At 70.8% G+C, this 19888-nt stretch carries 19 protein-coding genes; 11 read left to right on the top strand and 8 right to left on the bottom strand.

Annotation, left to right across the window (positions count from 1 at the left end; translation table 11 throughout):
• Window positions 1-19 precede the first annotated feature (19 nt).
• Window positions 20-688, bottom strand: coding sequence for a TetR/AcrR family transcriptional regulator (locus F8566_RS39965; protein WP_225993941.1), 669 nt, complete (start codon window positions 686-688; stop codon window positions 20-22).
• Between the two features lie 185 nt (window positions 689-873).
• On the opposite strand from F8566_RS39965, the gene F8566_RS39960 reads away from it, so the two are divergent.
• Window positions 874-2157, top strand: coding sequence for a serine hydroxymethyltransferase (locus tag F8566_RS39960; protein WP_151567796.1), 1284 nt, complete (start codon window positions 874-876; stop codon window positions 2155-2157).
• A gap of 34 nt (window positions 2158-2191) precedes the next feature.
• Window positions 2192-2791: an HAD family hydrolase gene (locus F8566_RS39955; RefSeq protein ID WP_151567794.1), complete on the top strand. Its 600-nt coding sequence runs from the start codon at window positions 2192-2194 to the stop codon at window positions 2789-2791.
• Here the strand turns inward: F8566_RS39955 and F8566_RS39950 are convergent.
• The 3 genes from F8566_RS39950 to F8566_RS39940 all read right to left on the bottom strand — a co-directional run bounded on the left by F8566_RS39950 (window position 2779) and on the right by F8566_RS39940 (window position 4865).
• Window positions 2779-3969 carry a TolB-like translocation protein gene (locus tag F8566_RS39950; RefSeq protein WP_151567792.1) on the bottom strand — a complete coding sequence of 397 codons (1191 nt, stop codon included), beginning with the start codon at window positions 3967-3969 and terminating at the stop codon, window positions 2779-2781. The genes F8566_RS39955 and F8566_RS39950 overlap by 13 nt on opposite strands.
• A complete protein-coding gene (locus F8566_RS39945) occupies window positions 3966-4496 on the bottom strand; it encodes a SigE family RNA polymerase sigma factor (RefSeq protein WP_151567790.1) in 531 nt (176 codons plus the stop codon). The genes F8566_RS39950 and F8566_RS39945 overlap by 4 nt, the downstream gene beginning before the upstream one ends.
• 72 nt (window positions 4497-4568) lie before the next feature.
• Window positions 4569-4865: a YciI family protein gene (locus F8566_RS39940; RefSeq protein ID WP_151567788.1), complete on the bottom strand. Its 297-nt coding sequence runs from the start codon at window positions 4863-4865 to the stop codon at window positions 4569-4571.
• A gap of 302 nt (window positions 4866-5167) precedes the next feature.
• On the opposite strand from F8566_RS39940, the gene F8566_RS39935 reads away from it, so the two are divergent.
• The gene (locus F8566_RS39935; RefSeq protein ID WP_151567786.1) at window positions 5168-6127 is read left to right on the top strand and encodes a UbiA prenyltransferase family protein; all 960 of its coding nucleotides are present in this window, start codon (window positions 5168-5170) and stop codon (window positions 6125-6127) included.
• Here the strand turns inward: F8566_RS39935 and F8566_RS39930 are convergent, their stop codons facing one another.
• Window positions 6128-7225 (bottom strand): hypothetical protein, encoded by a 1098-nt coding sequence (locus F8566_RS39930; RefSeq protein WP_151567784.1) that lies wholly within the window; start codon window positions 7223-7225, stop codon window positions 6128-6130.
• Between the two features lie 184 nt (window positions 7226-7409).
• On the opposite strand from F8566_RS39930, the gene F8566_RS39925 reads away from it, so the two are divergent.
• On the top strand, window positions 7410-8081 hold the full coding sequence (locus F8566_RS39925; RefSeq protein ID WP_151567782.1) for an aminoacyl-tRNA hydrolase: 672 nt from the start codon (window positions 7410-7412) through the stop codon (window positions 8079-8081).
• A gap of 34 nt (window positions 8082-8115) precedes the next feature.
• On the opposite strand, the gene F8566_RS39920 is transcribed toward F8566_RS39925, so the two are convergent.
• A complete protein-coding gene (locus tag F8566_RS39920; protein WP_151567780.1) occupies window positions 8116-10611 on the bottom strand; it encodes a M14 family zinc carboxypeptidase in 2496 nt (831 codons plus the stop codon).
• A 207-nt stretch (window positions 10612-10818) separates the two neighbouring features.
• On the opposite strand from F8566_RS39920, the gene F8566_RS39915 reads away from it, so the two are divergent.
• The gene (locus F8566_RS39915) at window positions 10819-11886 is read left to right on the top strand and encodes a zinc-binding dehydrogenase (RefSeq protein WP_151567778.1); all 1068 of its coding nucleotides are present in this window, start codon (window positions 10819-10821) and stop codon (window positions 11884-11886) included.
• On the opposite strand, the gene F8566_RS39910 is transcribed toward F8566_RS39915, so the two are convergent.
• Complete coding sequence (locus F8566_RS39910; RefSeq protein WP_151567776.1) at window positions 11876-12523, bottom strand: hypothetical protein; 648 nt, start codon at window positions 12521-12523, stop codon at window positions 11876-11878. The genes F8566_RS39915 and F8566_RS39910 overlap by 11 nt on opposite strands.
• Before the next feature lie 365 nt (window positions 12524-12888).
• Here F8566_RS39910 and F8566_RS39905 point away from each other — a divergent pair, with 365 nt between their 5' ends.
• From F8566_RS39905 to F8566_RS39880, 6 genes are all read left to right on the top strand, one after another.
• Entirely contained in the window at window positions 12889-13185 is a 297-nt protein-coding gene (locus tag F8566_RS39905; RefSeq protein WP_151567774.1) for a hypothetical protein, read from the top strand.
• Between the two features lie 388 nt (window positions 13186-13573).
• A complete protein-coding gene (locus F8566_RS39900; protein WP_151567772.1) occupies window positions 13574-14653 on the top strand; it encodes a sugar ABC transporter substrate-binding protein in 1080 nt (359 codons plus the stop codon).
• A 227-nt stretch (window positions 14654-14880) separates the two neighbouring features.
• On the top strand, window positions 14881-15636 hold the full coding sequence (locus F8566_RS39895) for an ATP-binding cassette domain-containing protein (RefSeq protein WP_225993962.1): 756 nt from the start codon (window positions 14881-14883) through the stop codon (window positions 15634-15636).
• Between the two features lie 67 nt (window positions 15637-15703).
• On the top strand, window positions 15704-16951 hold the full coding sequence (locus F8566_RS39890; RefSeq protein ID WP_225993940.1) for a sugar ABC transporter permease: 1248 nt from the start codon (window positions 15704-15706) through the stop codon (window positions 16949-16951).
• 140 nt (window positions 16952-17091) lie between these two features.
• Window positions 17092-17850 carry an ATP-binding cassette domain-containing protein gene (locus tag F8566_RS39885; protein WP_151567768.1) on the top strand — a complete coding sequence of 253 codons (759 nt, stop codon included), beginning with the start codon at window positions 17092-17094 and terminating at the stop codon, window positions 17848-17850.
• A complete protein-coding gene (locus F8566_RS39880; RefSeq protein ID WP_151568129.1) occupies window positions 17850-19079 on the top strand; it encodes an ROK family transcriptional regulator in 1230 nt (409 codons plus the stop codon). The genes F8566_RS39885 and F8566_RS39880 overlap by 1 nt, the downstream gene beginning before the upstream one ends.
• 27 nt (window positions 19080-19106) lie before the next feature.
• On the opposite strand, the gene F8566_RS39875 is transcribed toward F8566_RS39880, so the two are convergent.
• Entirely contained in the window at window positions 19107-19709 is a 603-nt protein-coding gene (locus tag F8566_RS39875; RefSeq protein WP_449693420.1) for a flavin reductase family protein, read from the bottom strand.
• Window positions 19710-19888 lie beyond the last annotated feature (179 nt).

The raw sequence follows: 19888 nt of genomic DNA, 5'->3' as shown, positions 1-19888 counted from the left end.
ACGCGACCTCCACCTCGCGCTAGTGGGTGTTGATCCCGTCGAACATCACCTTGAGGTAGTGCTCGGCGAGGCCCTTGGAGTTGAGGCGGCCGCCCGGCTTGAACCAGCGCACCGCCACCCAGACGGTGTCGCGGATCATCCGGTAGGTGAGCTTGGGGTCGATGTCGTCACGGAACAGGCCGTCCTTCTGCCCGTCCTTGATCGTGTCGACCCACATCTTCTCGACCTCGTCCTCGGACTTGGTGAGGTAGGCGAACCGCTCCATGCCCTTGAGGTAGTTCCAGTCGTTCTGCATCACGGTGATGGCGGCCCGGTGGGGCTCCAGCGTGCCGAAGGCGATGCGGACGAGCCCGGCGATGGTCTCGCGTGGGTCGAGGCCCTGGTCGAGGACCCCCCGGTAGGCCGACATGATCTCCTGGAAGAAGCCCGAGAGGATCTCGTCGACGATCGACTCCTTGGAGTCGAAGTGGTGGTACAGGCTGCCCGAGAGGATTCCCGCCTCTTCGGCGATGTTGCGCACCGTCGTGGCCTGGAAGCCCTTCTCGGCGAAGAGTTCGGCCGCGAGCTTCACCAGGTGTTCGCGCCGTTCCGAGGCGAGGGCGGGTGAGCCCTTGCCGCGACGGCGGTTCCCGCCCTCACCGGTGGTGCGGGCTTTGGGTCGTCCGGAATTAGTGCTCGTGGTCGTCACCCTCTCATTATGCCGTGTACGCCCAACCGCTTGCTCAGTTTGGCGTGTTGACATCAGGTTACGCGTTCGTAGCAAGCGCTTGCTGTAAGACTGACGACCCGCAAGGGCCTTGGCAAGATCTCCTCTGGCGCCCATCCCGTCCGGTTCTCTACGGTTTGACCCAGAGAGGTGCTGAGGAGGGTGAATTGAGCAAGGAAGTGGCGCCTTGGGCGTCGCCGATCGCACGGTCCCGCATCGCCGAGGTGGCGGCGGGACTCACCGATCTGTCGCCCGAGGGCGTGTCCGAAACCGTACGCGGGGCCCTGCGCGACCACGCCCGGAAGTTCGACGCGGAAGGGATCGTGCTCTACGCGGGCACCAACCTGATGAGCCCGGCCGCGCGGGAGGTCGCCGACTCGCTGGTCAGCAGCCGCCCGAGCATGGGCTGGCCGGGGGAGAAGTACCAGTCCGGGCTCGACCACTTGGACACGCTGGAGGTGCTCGCCCCGACGCTCGTCGCCCGCCTCCTGGGAGCACGCTTCGCCGAGGTGCGCAGCCACAGCGCCACCATGGCCAACCTCGCCGTCTACACCGCGCTGACCGAGCCCGGCGACACCATCGCGGTGCTGCCCGAGCGCGCGGGCGGGCACACGAGCCACCATGCGGTGGGCGCGCCCGGAATACGCGGGCTGCGCGTGGTGGACCTGCCGTACGACGCGGACGCGTTCGACGTGGATCTCGACGCGCTGCCCGAGTTCCTCGAACGCGAGCAGCCACGGCTGGTCGTCATCGGCGCGAGCCTGCTGCTCTTCCCGCACAACATCGCGGCGATCGCCGAGCTCGTGGAAGACACGCCTCTGCTGTACGACGCGTCCCACATGGCGGGCCTGGTGGCCGCGGGCCGGTTCCAGCGGCCTCTCGCCGAGGGCGCCGACATCCTGACGTTCTCCACCTACAAGTCGTTCGGCGGCCCGCCCGGCGGTGTGATCGCCACCGACGACGCCGCGCTGGCCGAGCGGCTCTCGACCGCCGTCTTCCCCGGCCTGACCGCCAACTACGACGCCGGCCGACTCGCCCCGCTCGCCGTCACCGCCGCCGAGATCATGGCCGACGAGGGCGCCTACGCCGACCGCTGCATCGCCAACGCCCGTATCCTCGCCGCCGTTCTCCGCGAGGAGGGCTTCACCGTCGCCGGCGCCGCGCGCGGATTCACCGACTCCCACCACGTCGCCGTGGACGTCGGGGACGGCCGTGCCGCCATGGACCGCCTTGCCGATGCCGGGATCTACCTCAGCGCCATCGGCCTGCCCTGGCAGGCCCCAGGAGAACCCGACCGGGGTCTGCGCATCGGCACCCAGGAAGTCACCCGGCGCGGCTTCGGCGAGGACGAGCTCCGCCGGATCGCCGCCATGATGGCCGACGTGCTCCTGCGCGACGCCGACCCTGCCACCGTCCGCAAGGCCGCCGTCCGCCTCCGCACCTCGCTGTGATCAAGGGGTGCGGGCGGCGCCTACGCTCGAAGGCATGTCCAACGTGATCGTGTTCGACCTGTACGGAGTGATCGCCCGCACCCAGACCCCGGCGGCCAGGCAGCGGCTGGAGCAGCTCGCCGGGATCTCCGGCGCGCCCTTCTGGGACGCCTACTGGTCCTGCCGCCCGGACTACGACGCCGGGCAGGAGAGCCTCGCGTACTGGGCGACGGTCGCCGACCGCCTGGGCGCGACCTTCGCCGACGTCCCCGCACTGATCGAGGCGGACCTGGAGAGCTGGACCGAGGTCGATGAGGAGATGGTGGACCTCGTCGTCGACCTCGCCGACCAGGGCCGTACGCTCGGCCTGCTCTCCAACATCATCTCCGACCTCGTCCCGCGCTTCGAGGCCCGCCACGACGCCTGGCTGAGCCGCTTCCACGCGCTGACCTACTCCTGCCACATCGGTGTCGCCAAGCCCGATCCGCGCGCGTACGAGATCTGCGCCGAGCGCCTGGGCGTGACCCCCGCCGACGTCATCTTCTTCGACGACTCCGAGCGCAACGTGATCGCCGCCCGCGAGGCCGGGATGACAGCCGAGGTCTTCACCGGCCCCGCTCAGGTCCGCGACCTCGTCGCGGCTCAGGGGGCATAACCGCTGAACGTGCCGAGCTCCATGCCGGACCGGTACGCCCACAGTTTGATTGTGCCGAAGGTCTCGGTCCTCCCGGTATCGAGGTCGACGATGACGCTCCTCTCGCTCCACGTGCGGGGCCCTTCTCTGCGGGGAACCGTGCTTCGCGTGACGACCTTCGTCGGTCCCGCCCAGCCGAGGATGGCGCTGAGAAAGTTGACGTCCTTCGGCAGGCGAAGCCGCGGCTTGCCGATGAGCTTGCCGGTGTGGATGTCGACGAGCACCGCCTCGTTCCGCACCCCCGAACGTGGAAGGGCCAGCAGCGTGCGCCCGTCGGGTGAAAGCAGGTCCCCACCGATGCCGTTCAGCTGGGCCTGGGGACTGAGCGGGACCGTACCGCGCACCTGCCCGTCGGGACCGGCCAGCGTGAGGGTCTTGCGCTCGCCACTGCTTGCGGTCAGCACGACCGTGGAGCCGTCCCTGCCGAGGCCGATCACCTGCTTTCCCCGGGGCATTTCGGATACGGCACCCGTCGTAGTGTTCGCCAGCAGATCCGTCCCCCCGGGGCGGATCGGGGAGAAGGAGAGCCGGCGCCCGTCGCCCGAGAACATCAGTTCATAGGCGCGCCCTCTGAGCGGCATCCGGCGGCGGATCGTGGTGATCCGGCCGGACGACAACTCGCGGCTCACGTAGTGCTCGTCCGAGGTCCGGTAGTACACGACGCGTCGTCCGTCGGGGCTGACCACCGGCGCCGGCCCCGCGCTGGACCTTGTCGCCGCCGGCGCGTCCGGGAAGCGCCACTGCCGCCCGGACCGGTCGACCAGCCGCCACTGCGCGCAGTCGCCGGTGATCGGCTTCATGATCTTGTCGGTGTCCTGCCGGCACCCGTCGGCATAGGTGTACTTGATCGGCTCCACCACCGTCGCGGGCAGCGGGCCTGGGAGCGGGCCGTCGTTGAACACGCCGTTCGGCGGAACGGTCACGGTCACGGCGGGCGGGGCGGAGGTGCTGGTGCCCCCTACCAGGGTCGAGCCCACGACGATCGCGGCGGTGGCGCCGGCGGCCACGGCGGGCACCGCGATCAGGCGCACGCGCCTGCGGCGGCGGGCCCGGGTGATGACATGGCCGGTCAGCTCGGTCCGCGGGGCCGGCGCCTGCTCGGCGAGGTCGCTGAGGGCGTGGTGGAGTCGCGAGGTCATCGGGCCACCTCCGGGGTCTCGGCGTCGGTCAGGAGGTCGGCAAGGCCGGGTTCGAGGACGCGCAGCCGCGCCAGCGCGCGGTGCGTCTGGCTCTTGACCGTCCCGGTCGAGCAGCCCAGCAGCTCCGCGGTCTCGATCTCCGAACGGTCCTCGTAGAAGCGCAGCACGATCACGGCGCGCTGCTTGGCCGTGAGCCTGGCGAGCGCCTGCTGCAGGACCATCGACAGGAGCGCGCCGTCGGCGAAGTCGGGATGCCGCTCGCCGTCCGGGGGAGCCGCGCTGGGAAGCTCGTTGCGCCGCCCCCGCCGCCGCCACCAGCTGATGTGCTCGTGGTAGAGCATCTTCCGCACGTACGCCTCAGGATTGCCCACCGCGGCCACGCGCCGCCATCGGGGCGCGACCTTGACCAGCGTGCTCTGCACGAGGTCTTCGGCGAGGTGGCCGTCACCGGTCAGCAGGTACGCCGACCGCAGCAGCGCCTGTCCCCGCGCCGCCACGAACTCGGGCAGGCCGTCATATCGCGCCATTCCGCCTCCTTGTCACCCGTTACACACGCCAGGAGACCGGCGAAGGTTGGCGTTCGCGGCCATCTTTCTCGATCAGTCGGACGGCTCAACGAGGGCCTGCAGCTCCGGGGCGGCCCTGGTCGGCGTGAACTCGACGAGCTCGAAGCTGGCGACGCCCTCGCGCCAGAACGGGTCGCGCGTCGCGATCTCCTCGACCGCCGCGCGGTCGTGCCCGGCGGCGAGGATCACGCCGCCGGTGCGCGGCACCTTGCGGCCGGACGCGAGGAAGACGCCCGCCGCGTACTGCTCGTCCAGCCAGGCGAGGTGCTCGTCCATCACCTCGTCGACCTTCTCGGTCGGGGCGTTGTAGGTCAGGAGCAGCAGGAACATCTCTGGATCATAGGGTCGCCGGCGCAGCCGGCCGGGAGGGATGAATGGCGCGAACGGGGGAATTTCGAACTTTCCTGCGGGACGCGTCGTCATTAGATCTGAGGGGTGTCGAGCGCGGCTTTCGATCGATGGACGGCGGGTGGGGGCTGCGGACGGGGCCGTCCGCGCGGACGAGGGGGTCGGGCGGGCAGTCCACCCCACCCGCCCGTGTCAGTGAACGTGCCGTCTAATGACTTGTTGTCTAATAGATCCTGGAGACGGTCTCGCTCCACCGACCCCGATCGCCCCTGGGGGTGACGGACATGCCGGTTGCCGCCCATGTCCGGTCCACTGGCACCGCACCGCGGATGCTCCTCGATCTGTGGCTCATCGCCCGGCCTGCGTTGTGGCTGGTCTCGCTCGTGCCGTTCTACGTCGGGCATCTGCTCGCCACCCGGCAGCTGATCGCCGGCCAGGACGAGTGCCTGCCGCCCGGACGCCGGTGCCTGCCGGAGATCACACCCGTCCTCACCGGGCTGGTGGTCTGGGGACCGCTGGTCTGGCTCGCGGTGCTCGCCATCAACGACGCCTGCGACCTCGACGGCGACCGGCGCAATCCGCGCAAGCAGGGAGCGGCGCTGGCGGGCGGGCGGCTGTCGGTGCGCGCGGCCCTCGTGGCGGCCCATCTGACGGCGGTCGCCGCGCTGCTGGTCGCCATCACGGTACGGCTGTCGTTCGCCCTGGTGACACTCGGGTTCCTGGTGCTCGGCTGGCTCTACAGCGTGCGGCCGCCGCGGCTCAAGGACAGGCCGGGGTTCGACGTGGCCACCAACGCGGTCGCCGTCGGCGGGTTCGCCGTGCTGGCCGGGTGGACGGTCGTGCGGCCCCTCGGCGGCTTCCCCTGGGTCATGGTCGTCGAGGGCGTGCTGGTGGCGACGGCCCTCTACATCCCGACCACCATCACCGACTACAAGGCCGACCTGGCCAGCGGCTACACCACCATCGCGGTCCGGCTGGGCCCGCGCGCCGCGTACCGGATCGGGCTGGGCGCGTGGACGGTGGCGTGCGCGGTCGCCGCGGTGCTTGCCGCGACCGGCCATGTCTTCCCCGAACGGATGTTCTGGGTGCAGGCGGTGAGCGCACCGATCCTGGTCGGGCTCTATCACCGATATCTCGGCACGGCCCGCGAGCCGGGTGAGGTGCTGCACGGCATCGTCGTCGTGAGCTGGGTGTTCCTGGTGCCCTACCTGGTCTTCGCCCTCATGTACACCGGGACGATCTGATCACTTGGCGGGTGGCAGCTCGTCGCCGCCCTCGGCCAGGCCGCCCGCCGCGGCGGCCTCGGCGAGCCGCGTGCGCAGCGTCCGGACGAGCTCGTCGCCCTGCTCGGTGAGCCGCTCGATCGAGGGGATGGCCAGCTCGTCGCGCACGGTGTCGGCGAGCAGCTCGTCGTACTCGTGGGCCCGTTCGGCGATGGCCTCCAGATGGCGATGCGCCTGCAGCGCCTCGTCCGCCGCCCTTGTCCGGTCCGCATACCGTTCCAGCGCCTCGACCCGGCGCGTCACCGCCTCGACCGACAGCAGCAGCTTGTCGCGCAGCGGCCGCAGCGCCGCCTCGACCTCCGGCAACGACGCGGTCTCGGTGAATTCGGCCTGCTCGGCGCGCAGCTTGGCCTGCTTGGCCAGCACCTGGGCGATCTCCCACTCCTGGCGCGGCAACGTCACGGCGTTGTCGACCGTGTCGAGCAGCCCCTCCTGGTTGACCTCCGACTCCTGGACGGTCGTGATCGCCGTCTGCACCCGGGCCAGCAGCTCCCGGCCCTCGTCGTCGAGATCCTCGGGCATGAGGAACCTGTCACGGCGGCGCTCGAGCTCACGGGCGCGCCGGAGGTCCAGCGAGAGGGACGGGGTGCCGAGGGCCACCATGATGGCCAGCATCGCCAGCGCCAGCAGCCAGAGCTCGCCGAGCAGCGGTGAGCCGATCACGCCGAACCCGAGCACGGTCACCGGAGCCATCCAGGCCAGCGGCCGCTGCCGTTCGACGATCACGTCCAGCTCCGCGCGCAGCGACGGGTCGGCCACCGGTCGCAGCTCGGTGGCCGACGTGCCGCGGCCCGGCTCCGGAGCCGGGCCGATGAGGCGCCAGTACGTGCCGATATGCGTCTCGAAGGCGAAGTCCGTCGGCGCGATCTCGATCTCGGTCGGACCGGCGGGCAGGGGCCACGAGCCCACTGGCTGTCCCCCGCCCGGCCCGGTGAAGCGCACCCACCACCCGCCCTTGCCCTCTTCGCACCGGTATCGCCCTGGCGCCACGTCGATGCCGACGAAGAACGTCCCGATCCCCGGGATGGAGTTGCCCCAGGCACTGGCACTACTGGTCACCGGCGACCTCCGTCTCCCGCCGCTTTCCCTCGCACCCCAGGACGAGGCCTCCCCACGGGCCACACCCCTTATGAGGGCAGAACGTCCGAGGGACGGTACGAGTTGCCGTACCCAGTTCCGCGTCCGGAAAGTCGCGGTCAGGGCGACTGATTAGCGCGGAATATGCGAATGGAATACTCCTGGCGTGCGACCTGACTATGACCCGAGAGACGATCCGCCCTGGGCCATGCAGCTGGTGGTCCGGGCCGAGAAGCTCGATCCGCCCTCTCACGAGGCCGTCTGCGAGGCGGCCGCGACGGCGGTCGTGGAGCTGCTCACCGATCCGCGCGCGGCGGATCCGGAGGGCGAGTGGCGCGAGGCCGTCCGCGAGTGGGAGGCCCGCCGGATCCGTAAGGTCGCGCGGCGTGCCCGAGGTGTCCGGTGGCCGGAGGTCCAGGCGCTTCCGGGTGTCACGGTGGACGTCAACGGCGCCGAGGTCCGCGCGTTCGTGCCCGCTCCGGTGGCGGAGGTGCCACCGCAGATCGCCAAGCTTCAGGTCGCCGGGCTCGACCTGGCCCCGGACGAGGATCCCAAGCCCCCGCCGGAGCCGCCGTACGCGGCCATCGCCCTCAACCCGGACATCACCATCACGACCGGGAAGGCCGCCGCCCAATGCGGCCACGCGGCGCAGCTCCTGCTGCGCCAAGCGGCACAGCCTGACATCGAGGCATGGTTGTCGGGGGACGTGCGCGTTCATCTGACCCGTGACATCCCTTGGCGCGAGTGCGTCCGGCACGCCACGGTCGCCGTCCGGGACGGCGGTTTCACCGAGGTCCCGCCCGGAACGATGACCGCCATCGCCTGGATCGTGCGCTGACTCTTTCGCGCTGATCCAGGCGATGGCGGCCGGACTACGGAAGGACCACCGCGACGGGCGTGATGTCCGCCTTGCGGATGGCGGCCGGAAGACGGCGCGCCCACGGGTGGTGGGCGATGTCCAGGCCCCGCGGGTTGTCGACCACGTAGTGGACGACGCCGCCCGCGTGGCGCACCGACCAGGTGGCGCCGAACGAGCGGAGCGCCGCGGCGGCCTTGGCGGCGTCGGGCGCCTTCACCGAGACGCGGATCGGCGACTCGCCCTGGAGCAGGCCGGCCGCCTGCCTGGCCGGGCCCGACCACGGTGCCGGGCCGGCCAGCGCCCGGACGTTCGCCGGGTCGCCGCCGAGGATGGCGTTGCGCAGCAGCTTGGCCGTGCCGTCGGAGAACGCCCGGAAGTTGGGCTCTCCGCCGAACAGCACCGCACGTCCCCGGCCCACCGGCTCGTCGACCACGGCCGCGGTGCCGCCGAGCTCGGCCGCGCCGCGCTCGAAGCCGGACACGAACCAGTCAGGAGAGTCGGCCGCCGGGTAGGCGACCGCGACCTTGGCCGGGTCGGGCTGCCTCATCACCACGTCGTACGCGTAGAACTGCCAGGCGGTGGCGCCGACACCCTTGGCAAGCGGGCTGCGCTCGTTCACCTTGACCCGGAGCAGCGAGCCGGGCACATCGGAGGTCGGGTCGGTCAGCGTGGTGGTGGTCAGGCCGAGCCTGGCGGCGAGCTGCGTGCCGCCCTGCCAGCCGACGAACCGGCCGCCGGCGTTGGTCCAGTTGCGCAGGGCGGCGCGGCCAGCTTCGCCGAGCGCGTCGTATCCCGCGGCCGCCGGGCCGTTCGGCACCAGCAGGACCTTGACGCCCGCCAGCTTGCCGCCGGCCACGTCGGCCGGGCTGAGCACGGTGTGCTTGAGCTTCCAGTCGCGGTCGAGCCGGTGCCGCAGCCATCCGGCCGACTGGCGTGCCGCGGAGGAGGTCGTCGACAGCTGCAGGATCGCGGTCTTCGGTGCCTTGCCCGGGCGGGCGGAGCCCTCGGCGGGGAGCGGCTGCACCGTGGTCGCGCGGGGCTTCAGCTCCACGCCGGAGGAGCCGCCGGACACGTTGCCGAGCAGCGGCATGCTCCACGCGGTCACGTCGTAGAAGTAGGGGAACGGGGTGTAGGAGTCCTCGTTCAGCATGGCCTGGATCCAGTGCTTCTGGCTCTGGGCCATCGAGATCCAGTACGTGCCCGCGGGCAGCGTGGTCTTCGCCTCGGGCCGCCCGTACGCCTTGTAGTCGGGCACGCTCAGCGGGCCGGTCAGCCGGCTGACCTTCACGCCCATGCGCTGGAGGCGGCGCACGATCGTGCGGACCTCGGCGCGCTTGGCCGGGTCGTCGGCCCGCAGGAACCAGTGCCGCACCTTACGGTCGGGCACCTGGCGGTCGACCTTGTTGGGCGGGTTGTAGATCTGGTTGGGCTCCAGCTTGCCCGCGGCACCCTGCTGGTAGGCGTCCACCGCCATCTTGTGCCACTGGGTGAGGATCTTCTGGCGCTTGGCGACGCCCGCCGACAGCGTCACCCACTGCGTGAGGTACTGCTCCCTGACGCGGTCGGGGTAGGGGCTGTCGCCGCCCTTCTCGAACGTCATGCCCGCCGCGTGGAAGGCAGTCGTCGGGACCGTGTCGCCGTAGCCCTGGTAGAAGAGGTCGTAGACGTCGCGGTTGAAGAAGTCGATGCCCTGCCGGGTGAACTCCGCCGCCATCGACGCGCCGTAGATGTCGTTGATCCAGCCGATCGCCTCTTCGGGCGTCTCGTGGTAGATCGGGTCGGCGTTGGGCGGGAAGAAGTACGACGTCCCGCCCATCTCGTGGGCGTCGATGTAGAGCACCGGCGGGTACTTGTTGAGCATCGCCAGCTTGCCGTCGGTCTCGGGCTGCGTCCGCGCGAACCAGTCGCGGTTCATGTCGAAGCCGTAGGCGTTCTGGCGGGAGTTCAGCTCGCGGCCGTCGGGGTTCTGCATCGGCAGGATGATGACCAGCGACTTGTCGAGGATGTTCGTGGCCGCGCAGTCGGAGCGGTCACTCAGGTCCCGCAGCACCTTCAGCGCGGCGTCGGTGCCGCTCGGCTCGTCGCCGTGCACGTTTCCGGTCACCCACAGGATCGGCACGCCGTTCGCGGCGATGTGCTCGGCGACCTTGCCCGGCGTACGCGGATCGCGCAGCAGCGCGGCGTCCAGCCGTACCTTGGCGAGGCCCGTCTTGGTCAGCAGCTCCGGCCGGCCCACGATCGCGTACTTCAGCGGGCGGCCCTGGGCGGACCGGGCGAGCGTGCCGGAGATGACGCGCTCGCTCTTGGCCGCGACCGTCTCCAGGTACCGGTCGGATTCCGCGGCGGTCACCTGGCGTTCGCCGAGGCTGATCCCGAGCACCTCCTTGGCGGAGGGGACCTTCCCCCGGTAGACCGGGGTCGTCCGGGTCGGATCGCACGCGGGCGCCGCGGCGGACCGCGGCGCGGAGGAGGTCTGTGCGGCGGCGTTCGCCGCCAGTGACGTCGGCACGGTCAGTGACGCCGGCACAGCCAGTGACGTGGCCAGAATCGCTGACCACGCAAGCTTTGGGGCTCTCATGAGCCCCAAAGCTGACATCGGGTATTTCGGTTCCCAATGGCAACTAGTGACAAGATCGTTTGGCGTCATTTGCCCCGGCTGTCGGATTGCCAGCGATCGGTGGCATCTTAGTGGGGTCGTCAAGGCTGGGAGGCCGCCATGCGCGCCGCGTTGACCAAGGGCAAATCGATGATCGTGACCGAGGTGGCCGACCCGGTCCCGCAGGAGGGGCAGGTGCTCGTGCGGACGCTCGGCTGCGGAATCTGCGGCTCTGACCTGCACGCCCTCTCCGACCCCGACGCCTTCATGGAGACCGCGCGCCGTTCCGGCGGCACGCCCCATGACCCGCGCGACGGGCTGGTGTTCGGCCACGAGTTCGCGGGCGAGCTCGTCGAGCACGGGCCGGGCACACAGCGCACGCTGCCGACGGGCACGATCGTGTGCGGGCCGCCGATCGGGATCGGGCCGCAGGGCGCGGGCATCATCGGGTACGCGCCGATGTACCCCGGCGGCTACGGAGAGTACATGATCCTCAACGAAGGCCTCACCATGGCGGTGCCGAACGGGCTGGCCCCGGAGGTCGCCGCCCTCACCGAGCCGTTCGCGGTGGCGGCGCGCGCCGTGAACCGCAGCGGCATCGGCCTGGACGACGTCGCCGTCGTCCTCGGGCTCGGGCCGATCGGACTCGGCGTGGTCGCCCAGCTCAAGGCCAGGGGGCACGGGCCGGTGCTGGCCGTGGACTTCTCCGCCCGCCGCCGGGCGCTCGCCGAGGGCCTGGGTGCCGACGAGCTCATCGATCCCGCCACGGCGTCACCGTACGACCGCTGGGCCGACCTGGGCGTGCCCACCAGCACGGTGGAACGCATCGCCTCCGTGCTCCTCGGGACCGACACGCGCGGCGCCGTCGTCTTCGAGTGCGTCGGCGTGCCCGGCGTCCTCCAGCAGGTCATCGACGGAGCCCCGGCGGGCTCGACGATCATGGTGGTCGGCGTCTGCATGCAGTCCGACCGCATCGAGCCCGGTGTCGCCGTCAGCAAGGAGCTCGACATCCGCGGCAGCTTCGGCGCCTACCCCGCCGAGTACGGGGCGACGCTGCACGACATCGCCGAGGGCCGGATCGACGCGGGCTCCATCATCACCGGAACGGTCGGGCTCGAAGGCGTGGCCGCCGCGTTCGAGGACCTGGCCCGCCCGGAGGAGCACGCCAAGATCGTTGTTATCCCGTAGGTCCCTGCGGAGCGTCCGGAGGCCGCGGGGGCGGGGGCGGAGGCGGAGCGCCGCGCTGCCAGCGGTTGATTGCGGCGAGCGCCAGCTCCTGGGTGCGCGTCAGCCCGCCCGGCCTGGGAGCGGGGGTGCTCCCTGGCGGGCCACTGGATGGCGGCGGCACCGCCTCGGCCGGGGCCGGCTGCCTCCGGTCGCCCACGCGCGCCTTGACGCTGAGCCCGTACGTGAGAACGAGCAAGACCAAGAAGAGCAGCAGGTAGGCGCCGTGCTCCAGGAACGCGGCCCACTTGCCCTTCACGACGTCCAGCACGCAGAAGATGCCGAAGCCCGCGATCCAGCCGGTGATCGCGGGCAGGAACCAGACATCCCTGCGCCGCACCAGCCCGGCCACGGCGATGAGGAGGAGCAGCGCCTCGATCACCTTGACCACCGCGAGCAGGGGGGTCGCCACGCCGGCGCCCAGGTATCCGGCCACCTCGTCGCGCCGTTCCCCCCAGCCGATCGCCGCGCCCGCCAGTCCGGTGATGCCGTACGCGACAAGGAACGCGCCGACGGGGTAGTGGAAGCGGTGCCAGTTCTGCCCGGACGACCCCGGCGGGACGGAGGGGAGTGCCTGCTCGCCGGAAGGGGGCAGCGGCATCGGCAGGGCGGGAGTCGGATTCGGCCCCGCGGCAGGCTCTGCGGCAGGTCCGGGAGCAGCTCCAGCGGCAGGCTGGCCGCTCGGCGCCGTGCCCGGCTTCGGTGGCAGCGGCGTATCAGGGCGGGTCCACCCGCTGTTCGACTCGGCGCTGTTCGACCCGGCGCTCACCGTCATGTCCCCCCGTCCTGCCCCATCTGGCTGCTACGCGAAAGATATCCCGGATCCTGGCGGCATTCCGGTCCTCGCGGCCAGGGCCACCTCATGGTGACGCGCCGTGGCGCTGACCTCGCAGTCCTTGCAGATGCGGCGGCGACACGGAAGGGTGAATCTCCGTCGGGCCATGCGGAGTCCACTTGGAGTCGAGGATGACGCCTGACGACACGGGAACCGCCGCGTCGGTGAAGACGCGGATCGAATATCTGGAAGAGCTCGGCGACGAACTGGTCAGACGCGGGTTCCGGGTACGCATCAACGTGCCCCGCGGCCAGGCGCCCAGCTTGCACGTGATGAACCCGGACGCCTCCGTGCTCACGGAGAACATCCTCGCGGAGCGGGGGGCGGACGGCTGGTGGTACTGGTGGTCGTGGGCGGAGCGCATCGCGGCCACCGGCGACATGCCCGGCGCGGCCGATCGGATCGCGCGGGTGCTGTCCGCCGACTGACAAGGCGTGGTCATGCAGGGGCCCGGCACACTCCGGAGGAGCTGCATGATCACGTCTCGAATGTTGGCGTGAGGAACATTTGCCACGTCGGGCGCCGTCCGTAGAGCGCCGTCACCACCGCCCCGGCGACTCCCTCACCACGTGCACGTATGCCCTCGGTCAAATCTTGTCCCCAGGTGAAGGCCCTGTTACGGGATTGTTACTGCTAACAACAAATTAGCCGCCATGGGGTCTTGGCGGCACCGTCGAGGCCGACATATGTTGCGGGTCACAACATTCTCGCCGTTGAGTTTGTGATCTCGCTCACCGGCGGCGCGCGTCCGAATGTCCCACCCCGTCAACTTCCACGGTCACCAGCGGGTGGCCGTACCCAGAAAGGACCTTGCAGATGCGCAAGGGGATCCTCAGCCTCACCGCGGTGTCCGTGGCGGCCGCACTCACGCTGACCGCCTGCGGGGACGACTCCGGCGACAAGGGCTCGGCGCAGTCCGGGGCCAAGGGCAAGATCGGTGTGATCCTGCCGGACACCAAGTCCTCCGCCCGCTACGAGAGCTTCGACCGGCCCTTCCTGGAGCAGTCCTTCAAGGCCGCCGGCGTCCAGTACGACATCCAGAACGCGGAAGGCTCCACCCAGCGCTTCCAGACGATCGCGGACCAGATGCTCACCAGCGGCGTCACCGTCCTGATCACCGACGGCCTGGACTCCAACTCGGCCGCCGCCGTCCAGCGCAAGGCCAAGGCGCAGGGCGTCCAGACCATCGACTACGACCGGCTGGCCCTGGGCGGCGTCGCCGACTACTACGTCTCGTTCGACAACGTGAAGGTCGGCGAGGAGCTCGGCAAGGGCCTGCAGAAGTGCCTGGGCGACAAGAAGGCCAACATCGTCTACCTGAACGGCGCGCCGACCGACAACAACGCCACCCTGTTCGCGCAGGGCGCCCACTCGGTGCTCGACAAGGTCACCAACTACACCAAGACCGCCGAGCAGGCCGTGCCGGACTGGGACAACCAGCAGGCCGCGACCATCTTCGAGCAGATGTGGACCGACAAGGGCGGCAAGATCGACGGCGTGCTGGCCGCGAACGACGGCTTGGGCAACGCCGCCATCTCGATCCTGAAGAAGAACGGCCAGGCCGGGAAGGTGCCGGTCACGGGCCAGGACGCCACGATCGAGGGCCTGCAGAACATCCTCGACGGCAACCAGTGCATGACGGTCTACAAGCCGATCAAGCAGGAGACCGACGCCGCCGCCAAGCTCGCCATCGCGCTGCTCAGCGGCCAGAAGGGCGAGACCAACGGCGTCTCCAAGGACACCGTCGGCAAGCGCGACGTCCCGTCCGTCCTGCTGAACCCGATCGGTGTCACCAAGGAGAACATCAAGCAGGTCGTCACGGACGGCTTCGTCAAGAAGGAAGAGCTTTGCAAGGGCGCGTACGCCGCCAAGTGCAAGGCCGCCGGCATCCAGTGACGACCCCTCGCTGACCCGTGGCGGTCGCCGGGGCGCGCCCCGCACGCGACCCGGCGACCCCGCCGCGGGCCGGCGAATCCCCAGGAGGCAATCGCGTGGCAGACCACGGCCCCGTCGACGGCGGCATCCCCGCTGACGACGACATCCCCGCCGAGAGCGGTACTCCCGCGGAGCGCGGCACCCCCGGGGGCGGAACCCCGCCGGGCGGCGAGACTCCCGTGCTCCGGATCACCGGGCTCAACAAGAGCTTCGGCGCCGTCCACGTCCTGCACGACGTGGACTTCACCCTGCGTCCCGGTCAGGTGACGGCCCTCGTCGGCGACAACGGCGCCGGCAAGTCGACCCTGATCAAGTGCATCGCGGGCATCCACCCGATCGATTCGGGGACCATCGAGTTCGAGGGCCGCCAAGTGTCGATCAGCGGCCCCCGGGACGCCGCGGCGCTCGGCATCGAGGTCGTCTACCAGGACCTCGCGCTGGCCGACAACCTCGACATCGTGCAGAACATGTTCCTGGGCCGCGAGCGCACCAAGGGCGTCGTACTGGACGAGGACTCGATGGAGCAGGCCGCCCGCGAGACGCTCGCGCGGCTGTCTGTCCGCACCGTCAAGTCCGTGCGGCAGCAGGTCGCGAGCCTGTCCGGCGGGCAGCGGCAGACCGTCGCCATCGCCAAGGCCGCGCTGTGGGAGTCCAAGGTCGTCATCCTGGATGAGCCCACGGCCGCGCTCGGCGTCGCGCAGACCCGCCAGGTCCTCGACCTGGTGCGGCGGCTCGCCGACACCGGCCACTCGGTGGTGCTGATCTCGCACAACATGAACGACGTCTTCGAGGTGGCCGACCGGATCACCGCGCTCTACCTCGGCCGCGTCGCGGCCGACGTGGCGCGCGCCGAGGTCACCCACGGCCAGGTGGTCGAGCTGATCACCGCCGGGCGCTCCGGCGAGCTCGGGCTGGCGCCCGTGACCGCGGCCGAGAACCTCTGATCGGGGCCCCATGTCCATGGAATCATCACCATCCACCGCACCTCCCAACGGCACGAAGGGAGCCGCCGTGAAGCTGGCGGACTCGGACTTCGCCGCCGACCGCCGCGCGCACGACGTGGGGTCGGCTGTGCGCGACTACCTGACCCGCCTGCGAGGCGGAGAGCTCGGCGCTTTGCCCGCGCTCCTCGGCATGGGCGGGCTCATCCTGCTGTTCTGGATACTCCGCCCGGAGACGTTCCTGAGCTCGCAGAACATCGCCAACCTGTTCACCCAGGCGCTGCCGGTGACGATCCTGGCGATGGGACTGATCTTCGTCCTGCTGCTCGGCGAGATCGACCTGTCCGCCGGCGTGACCGGCGGCGTCTGCGCGGCCGTCATGGCCAAGCTGATGGTCGACGCGGAGCAGCCCTGGTACGTGGCGGTGCTCGCCGCGCTGGCCACCGGCCTGGTCATCGGAGGCGCGATCGGCTGGCTCGTGTCGGTGATCCGCATCCCGTCGTTCGTCGTCACGCTGGCGCTCTTCCTCGGCCTGCAGGGTGTCACGCTGCGGCTCATCGGTGAGGGCGGCACCGTCCCGGTCCGCGACGACGTCGTGGTCGCGCTGGCGAACAAGAACATGCCCATCTGGGCGGGCTGGCTCCTGGCCGTGGTCTGCACCGCCGGCTATGCGGCCGTGCAGCTGGGCCGCTGGCGTCGGCAGCACCAGCGCAACCTGGCCGCGCGGCCGATCCAGCTGGTCGTCGGGCAGGTCGCGGTGGTCGGTGCGGCGCTGCTGTTCGGCACGTTCCTGCTGAGCCGGGACCGCGCGCCGAGCCCGCTGATCACCGTGGCCGGGGTGCCGTGGGGTGTGCTGCTGGTCGCCGTGCTGTTCATCATCGCGAGCTTCGTGCTGTCCCGGACGCCGTACGGGCGGCACCTGTACGCCGTCGGCGGCAACGCCGAGGCGGCGCGGCGCGCGGGCATCAACGTGACCCGGCTCCGGATGTCCGTCTTCATGATCGCGTCCACGCTCGCGGCGGTCAGCGGCATCGTGGCGGCGTCCCGGCTCAACTCGGTCGCGACCGCCTCCGGCGGCGGCAACGAGCTGCTGTTCGCGGTCGGCGCCGCGGTCATCGGCGGCACCAGCCTCTTCGGCGGCAAGGGCAAGGCGCGCGACGCCATCCTCGGTGGCCTGGTCGTCTCGATCATCGCCAACGGGCTCGGCCTGCTCGGCGCCAAGGCCTACCTCAACATGCTCATCACCGGTGGCGTCCTGCTGCTCGCGGCGAGCATCGACGCGCTGGCCCGCCGCCAGCGCTCGGCGTCCGGACGCTGAGACGAAGGGGCCCAGCGGCCACCCACAGGGGGTTGAACATGCCGTTCGCGACTCCGGGCAGGGAGAACAGGACTGGTACGCTCAGCGACCACGACCGCTTCTCCCTGGCCGGAGACGCGTCACGGTGGGAGCCCCCGGGAATGCCAGCGACACCTCTCTTGGACCTGCGCGGAATCGACAAGAGCTTCGGTCCGGTCAAAGTTCTGCACGAAGTGGCGTTCACCGCGTACCCAGGTGAGGTCACCGCGCTCGTCGGCGACAACGGTGCGGGCAAGACGACGCTGGTCAACTGCATCGGCGGCATCCACCCGTGGGACGCGGGCGACTTCCTCTTCCAGGGCGAGCCGGTCCGGGTGAACAGTCCCCGGGAGGCCGCCGATCTCGGCATCGACATCGTCCACCAGGACCTGGCTCTCTGCGAGAACCTCAGCATCGTCCAGAACATGTTCCTCGGCCGGGAACGGCGCCGCGGCCTCGCCCTCGACGACGCCGGGATGGAGGAGCTGGCGACCACGACGCTGGCCGGACTCTCGGTCCGCACGGTCACGTCGGTGCGGACGCCGGTGGCGTCATTGTCGGGCGGCCAGCGGCAGACCGTCGCCATCGCCCGCGCGGTGCTCTGGGAGAGCCGGGTCATCGTGCTGGACGAGCCGGCGGCCGCGCTCGGCGTCGCGCAGACCCAGCAGGTGCTGGAGCTGGTCCGGCGGCTCGCCGACAAGGGGCTGGCCGTCGTGCTGATCTCGCACAACATGAACGACGTCTTCGCCGTCTCCGACCGCATAGCGGTGCTCTATCTCGGCCGCATGGTCGCCCAGGTGCCGACGGCCTCCGTCACCCATGCCCAGGTGGTCGAGCTGATCACGACCGGGCGCAGCGGTGAGCTGGGACTGGCGCGATGATGAAGGCGGGCCCGTCGCCGGAGGAGATCCGGCGGCACAATCTCGGCACGTTGCTGCGGTTCGTGCACCTGCGCGGGCCGTCCTCGCGCGCGACGCTCGCCGAGGCCATGGGGCTCAACCGCAGCACGATCATGGCGCTCACGGCCGATCTGACCGCGGCCGGGCTGGTCCGCGAGGAGCTGCCGCGCGGGCCCGGGCGGCGGGCCGGCCGCCCGTCGCTGGTGGTGCGGCCCGAGGGCACCCGCGTGTACGTGCTGGCGTTCGACCTCGGCGTGGACCGGCTCGCGGTCGCCCGGGTCGGGCTCGGCGGAACGATTCTCGACCGCCGCGAGGCAACGCGCACCCGCGGTGAGTTCGACCCCAACGAGACGGTCGGCGCGCTGGCCGGAGCGGCCCGTGCGCTCACGCGCAAGGCCGGCCGTGACGCGGTCTGCGTCGGCGCGGCGATGGCCTTTCCGGGCACGGTGCGGCGCTCCGACGACGTCATCAGGTTCGCGCCCAACCTCGAGGTGGGCGACGTGTCGCTGGGCGACGCGCTGTCGCGGCGGCTCGGGCTCGGCCTGCCGGTCGCGGTCTGCAACGACGCCAACCTGGGTGCGCTTGCCGAGCATGTGCGCGGCGTCGGCATCGGCTGCGACGACCTGATCTACCTGCACGGCGACGTGGGTTTCGGCGGCGGGATCGTCGTCGGCGGGCGCCTGCTCGGCGGCCAGGACGGCTACGGCGGCGAGATCGGCCACATGGTGGTCAACCCCGGCGGGCGGCTGTGCGGCTGCGGCGCGCGCGGCTGCCTGGAGGCCGAGGTGGGGGAGCGGACCCTGCTCGCCTACGCGGGCCGCGCCGAGTCGCCCGACGTCAGCGGCCGGGACGCGATCCGCGCGGTGGTCGACGCCGCCGACCGCGGGGACGTCCAGGCGCGCGACGCGCTGCACAGGGTGGGCGACTGGCTGGGCCGGGGCGTCGCCAACCTGGTCAACATCTTCAACCCGGGAATGGTCGTCTTCGGCGGGACCCTGCGCGACATCTACCTCGGCTCGGCGGCCCAGGTGCGCAGCGCCCTCGCGACCAACGCGCTGAGCGCCCCGCGGGAGAATGTGAAACTGCGCACCGCCGAGCTCGGCGACGACGCGACCCTGGTGGGCGCCGCCGAGTTCGCCTTCGCGGATGTCCTCGCGGACCCCGTGGAGGTCCTCGCGCGCCTGCGTTCCCCCGAAGAGAGCCGCGTCTAAGCGTCTGAGCGGTCCGTTCCGCCTGGCCTAGCCGTCGAAGCGGCCGTAGCCGCCCTTGTAGAACAGCAGCGGGTCGCCGTCGTGGTGCTTGTCGAGGTGGTGCACCCGGGCCACGACGATCACATGGTCACCGGCGACGTACTCGCTCTCGACCTCGCACTCGATCCAGGCCAGCGCGCCCTCGATGACCGGGCTGCCGTTCGGCGACTCGGTCCAGTCGATGTTGGCGAACTTGTCACCGCCCTTGATCGCCAGCTGCTTGCAGACCTCCATCTGCGGCTCGCTCAGGATGTTGATGCAGAGCCGGTCGGCGCCGCGCAGCAGCGGCCAGGTCGTACTGGTGTGCGCCACGCAGAAGGCCACCAGGGGCGGGTCCAGCGAGACCGAGGTGAACGAGTTGGCGGCCAGCCCGGTGGGGCGGCCGGACTCGGTGTCGATCGCCGTGATGGCGACCACCCCGGTGGCGAAGCGGCCCAGCACCGACCGGAACCGGGCGCCGTCGATGTCGGTCACCGGGGCTCCGGTGGAGCCGTTGGGGGATCCCTGCATGCGGCCTTCCACTCCCTGGCCCGAGGGGCGCTGGGTGGAATCACGCACGAAGGCGGCGGCTGCGGTCGCTCCGTCGGCCATGTGATCCAACCCTTCTCTTAGCCAAGCGCTTGCTTGGACGATAGGGCGGCGCGGTTCCGGGTGTCAAGCCGAACCGGGTCTCCCGTCGTCCACAGCCATTCAAAGGCACAGGTCGCCCCGTTGATTCCGATCCAGGCCGAAATCGGTCCAAAGTCCCGCTCGGCCTAGGTCCCTGGACC

The organism is Actinomadura rudentiformis (assembly GCF_008923185.1).
GTDB lineage: Bacteria > Actinomycetota > Actinomycetes > Streptosporangiales > Streptosporangiaceae > Spirillospora > Spirillospora rudentiformis.
Note: the sequence above shows the minus strand (reverse complement) of the source record. Positions and strands in the feature narration are given on the sequence as shown.

Bases quoted from the DNA above. Each gene is read 5' to 3' on its own strand.
- F8566_RS39880 (WP_151568129.1), top strand. From the start codon at position 17,850: ATGAAGGCGGGCCCGTCGCCGGAGGAGATCCGGCGGCACAATCTCGGC.
- F8566_RS39945 (WP_151567790.1), bottom strand. From the start codon at position 4,496: ATGGCGCGATATGACGGCCTGCCCGAGTTCGTGGCGGCGCGGGGACAG.
- F8566_RS39900 (WP_151567772.1), top strand. From the start codon at position 13,574: ATGCGCAAGGGGATCCTCAGCCTCACCGCGGTGTCCGTGGCGGCCGCA.
- F8566_RS39905 (WP_151567774.1), top strand. From the start codon at position 12,889: ATGACGCCTGACGACACGGGAACCGCCGCGTCGGTGAAGACGCGGATC.
- F8566_RS39915 (WP_151567778.1), top strand. From the start codon at position 10,819: ATGCGCGCCGCGTTGACCAAGGGCAAATCGATGATCGTGACCGAGGTG.
- F8566_RS39950 (WP_151567792.1), bottom strand. From the start codon at position 3,969: ATGACCTCGCGACTCCACCACGCCCTCAGCGACCTCGCCGAGCAGGCG.
- F8566_RS39875 (WP_449693420.1), bottom strand. From the start codon at position 19,709: ATGGCCGACGGAGCGACCGCAGCCGCCGCCTTCGTGCGTGATTCCACC.
- F8566_RS39885 (WP_151567768.1), top strand. From the start codon at position 17,092: ATGCCAGCGACACCTCTCTTGGACCTGCGCGGAATCGACAAGAGCTTC.
- F8566_RS39940 (WP_151567788.1), bottom strand. From the start codon at position 4,865: ATGTTCCTGCTGCTCCTGACCTACAACGCCCCGACCGAGAAGGTCGAC.
- F8566_RS39955 (WP_151567794.1), top strand. From the start codon at position 2,192: ATGTCCAACGTGATCGTGTTCGACCTGTACGGAGTGATCGCCCGCACC.
- F8566_RS39910 (WP_151567776.1), bottom strand. From the start codon at position 12,523: ATGCCGCTGCCCCCTTCCGGCGAGCAGGCACTCCCCTCCGTCCCGCCG.
- F8566_RS39935 (WP_151567786.1), top strand. From the start codon at position 5,168: ATGCCGGTTGCCGCCCATGTCCGGTCCACTGGCACCGCACCGCGGATG.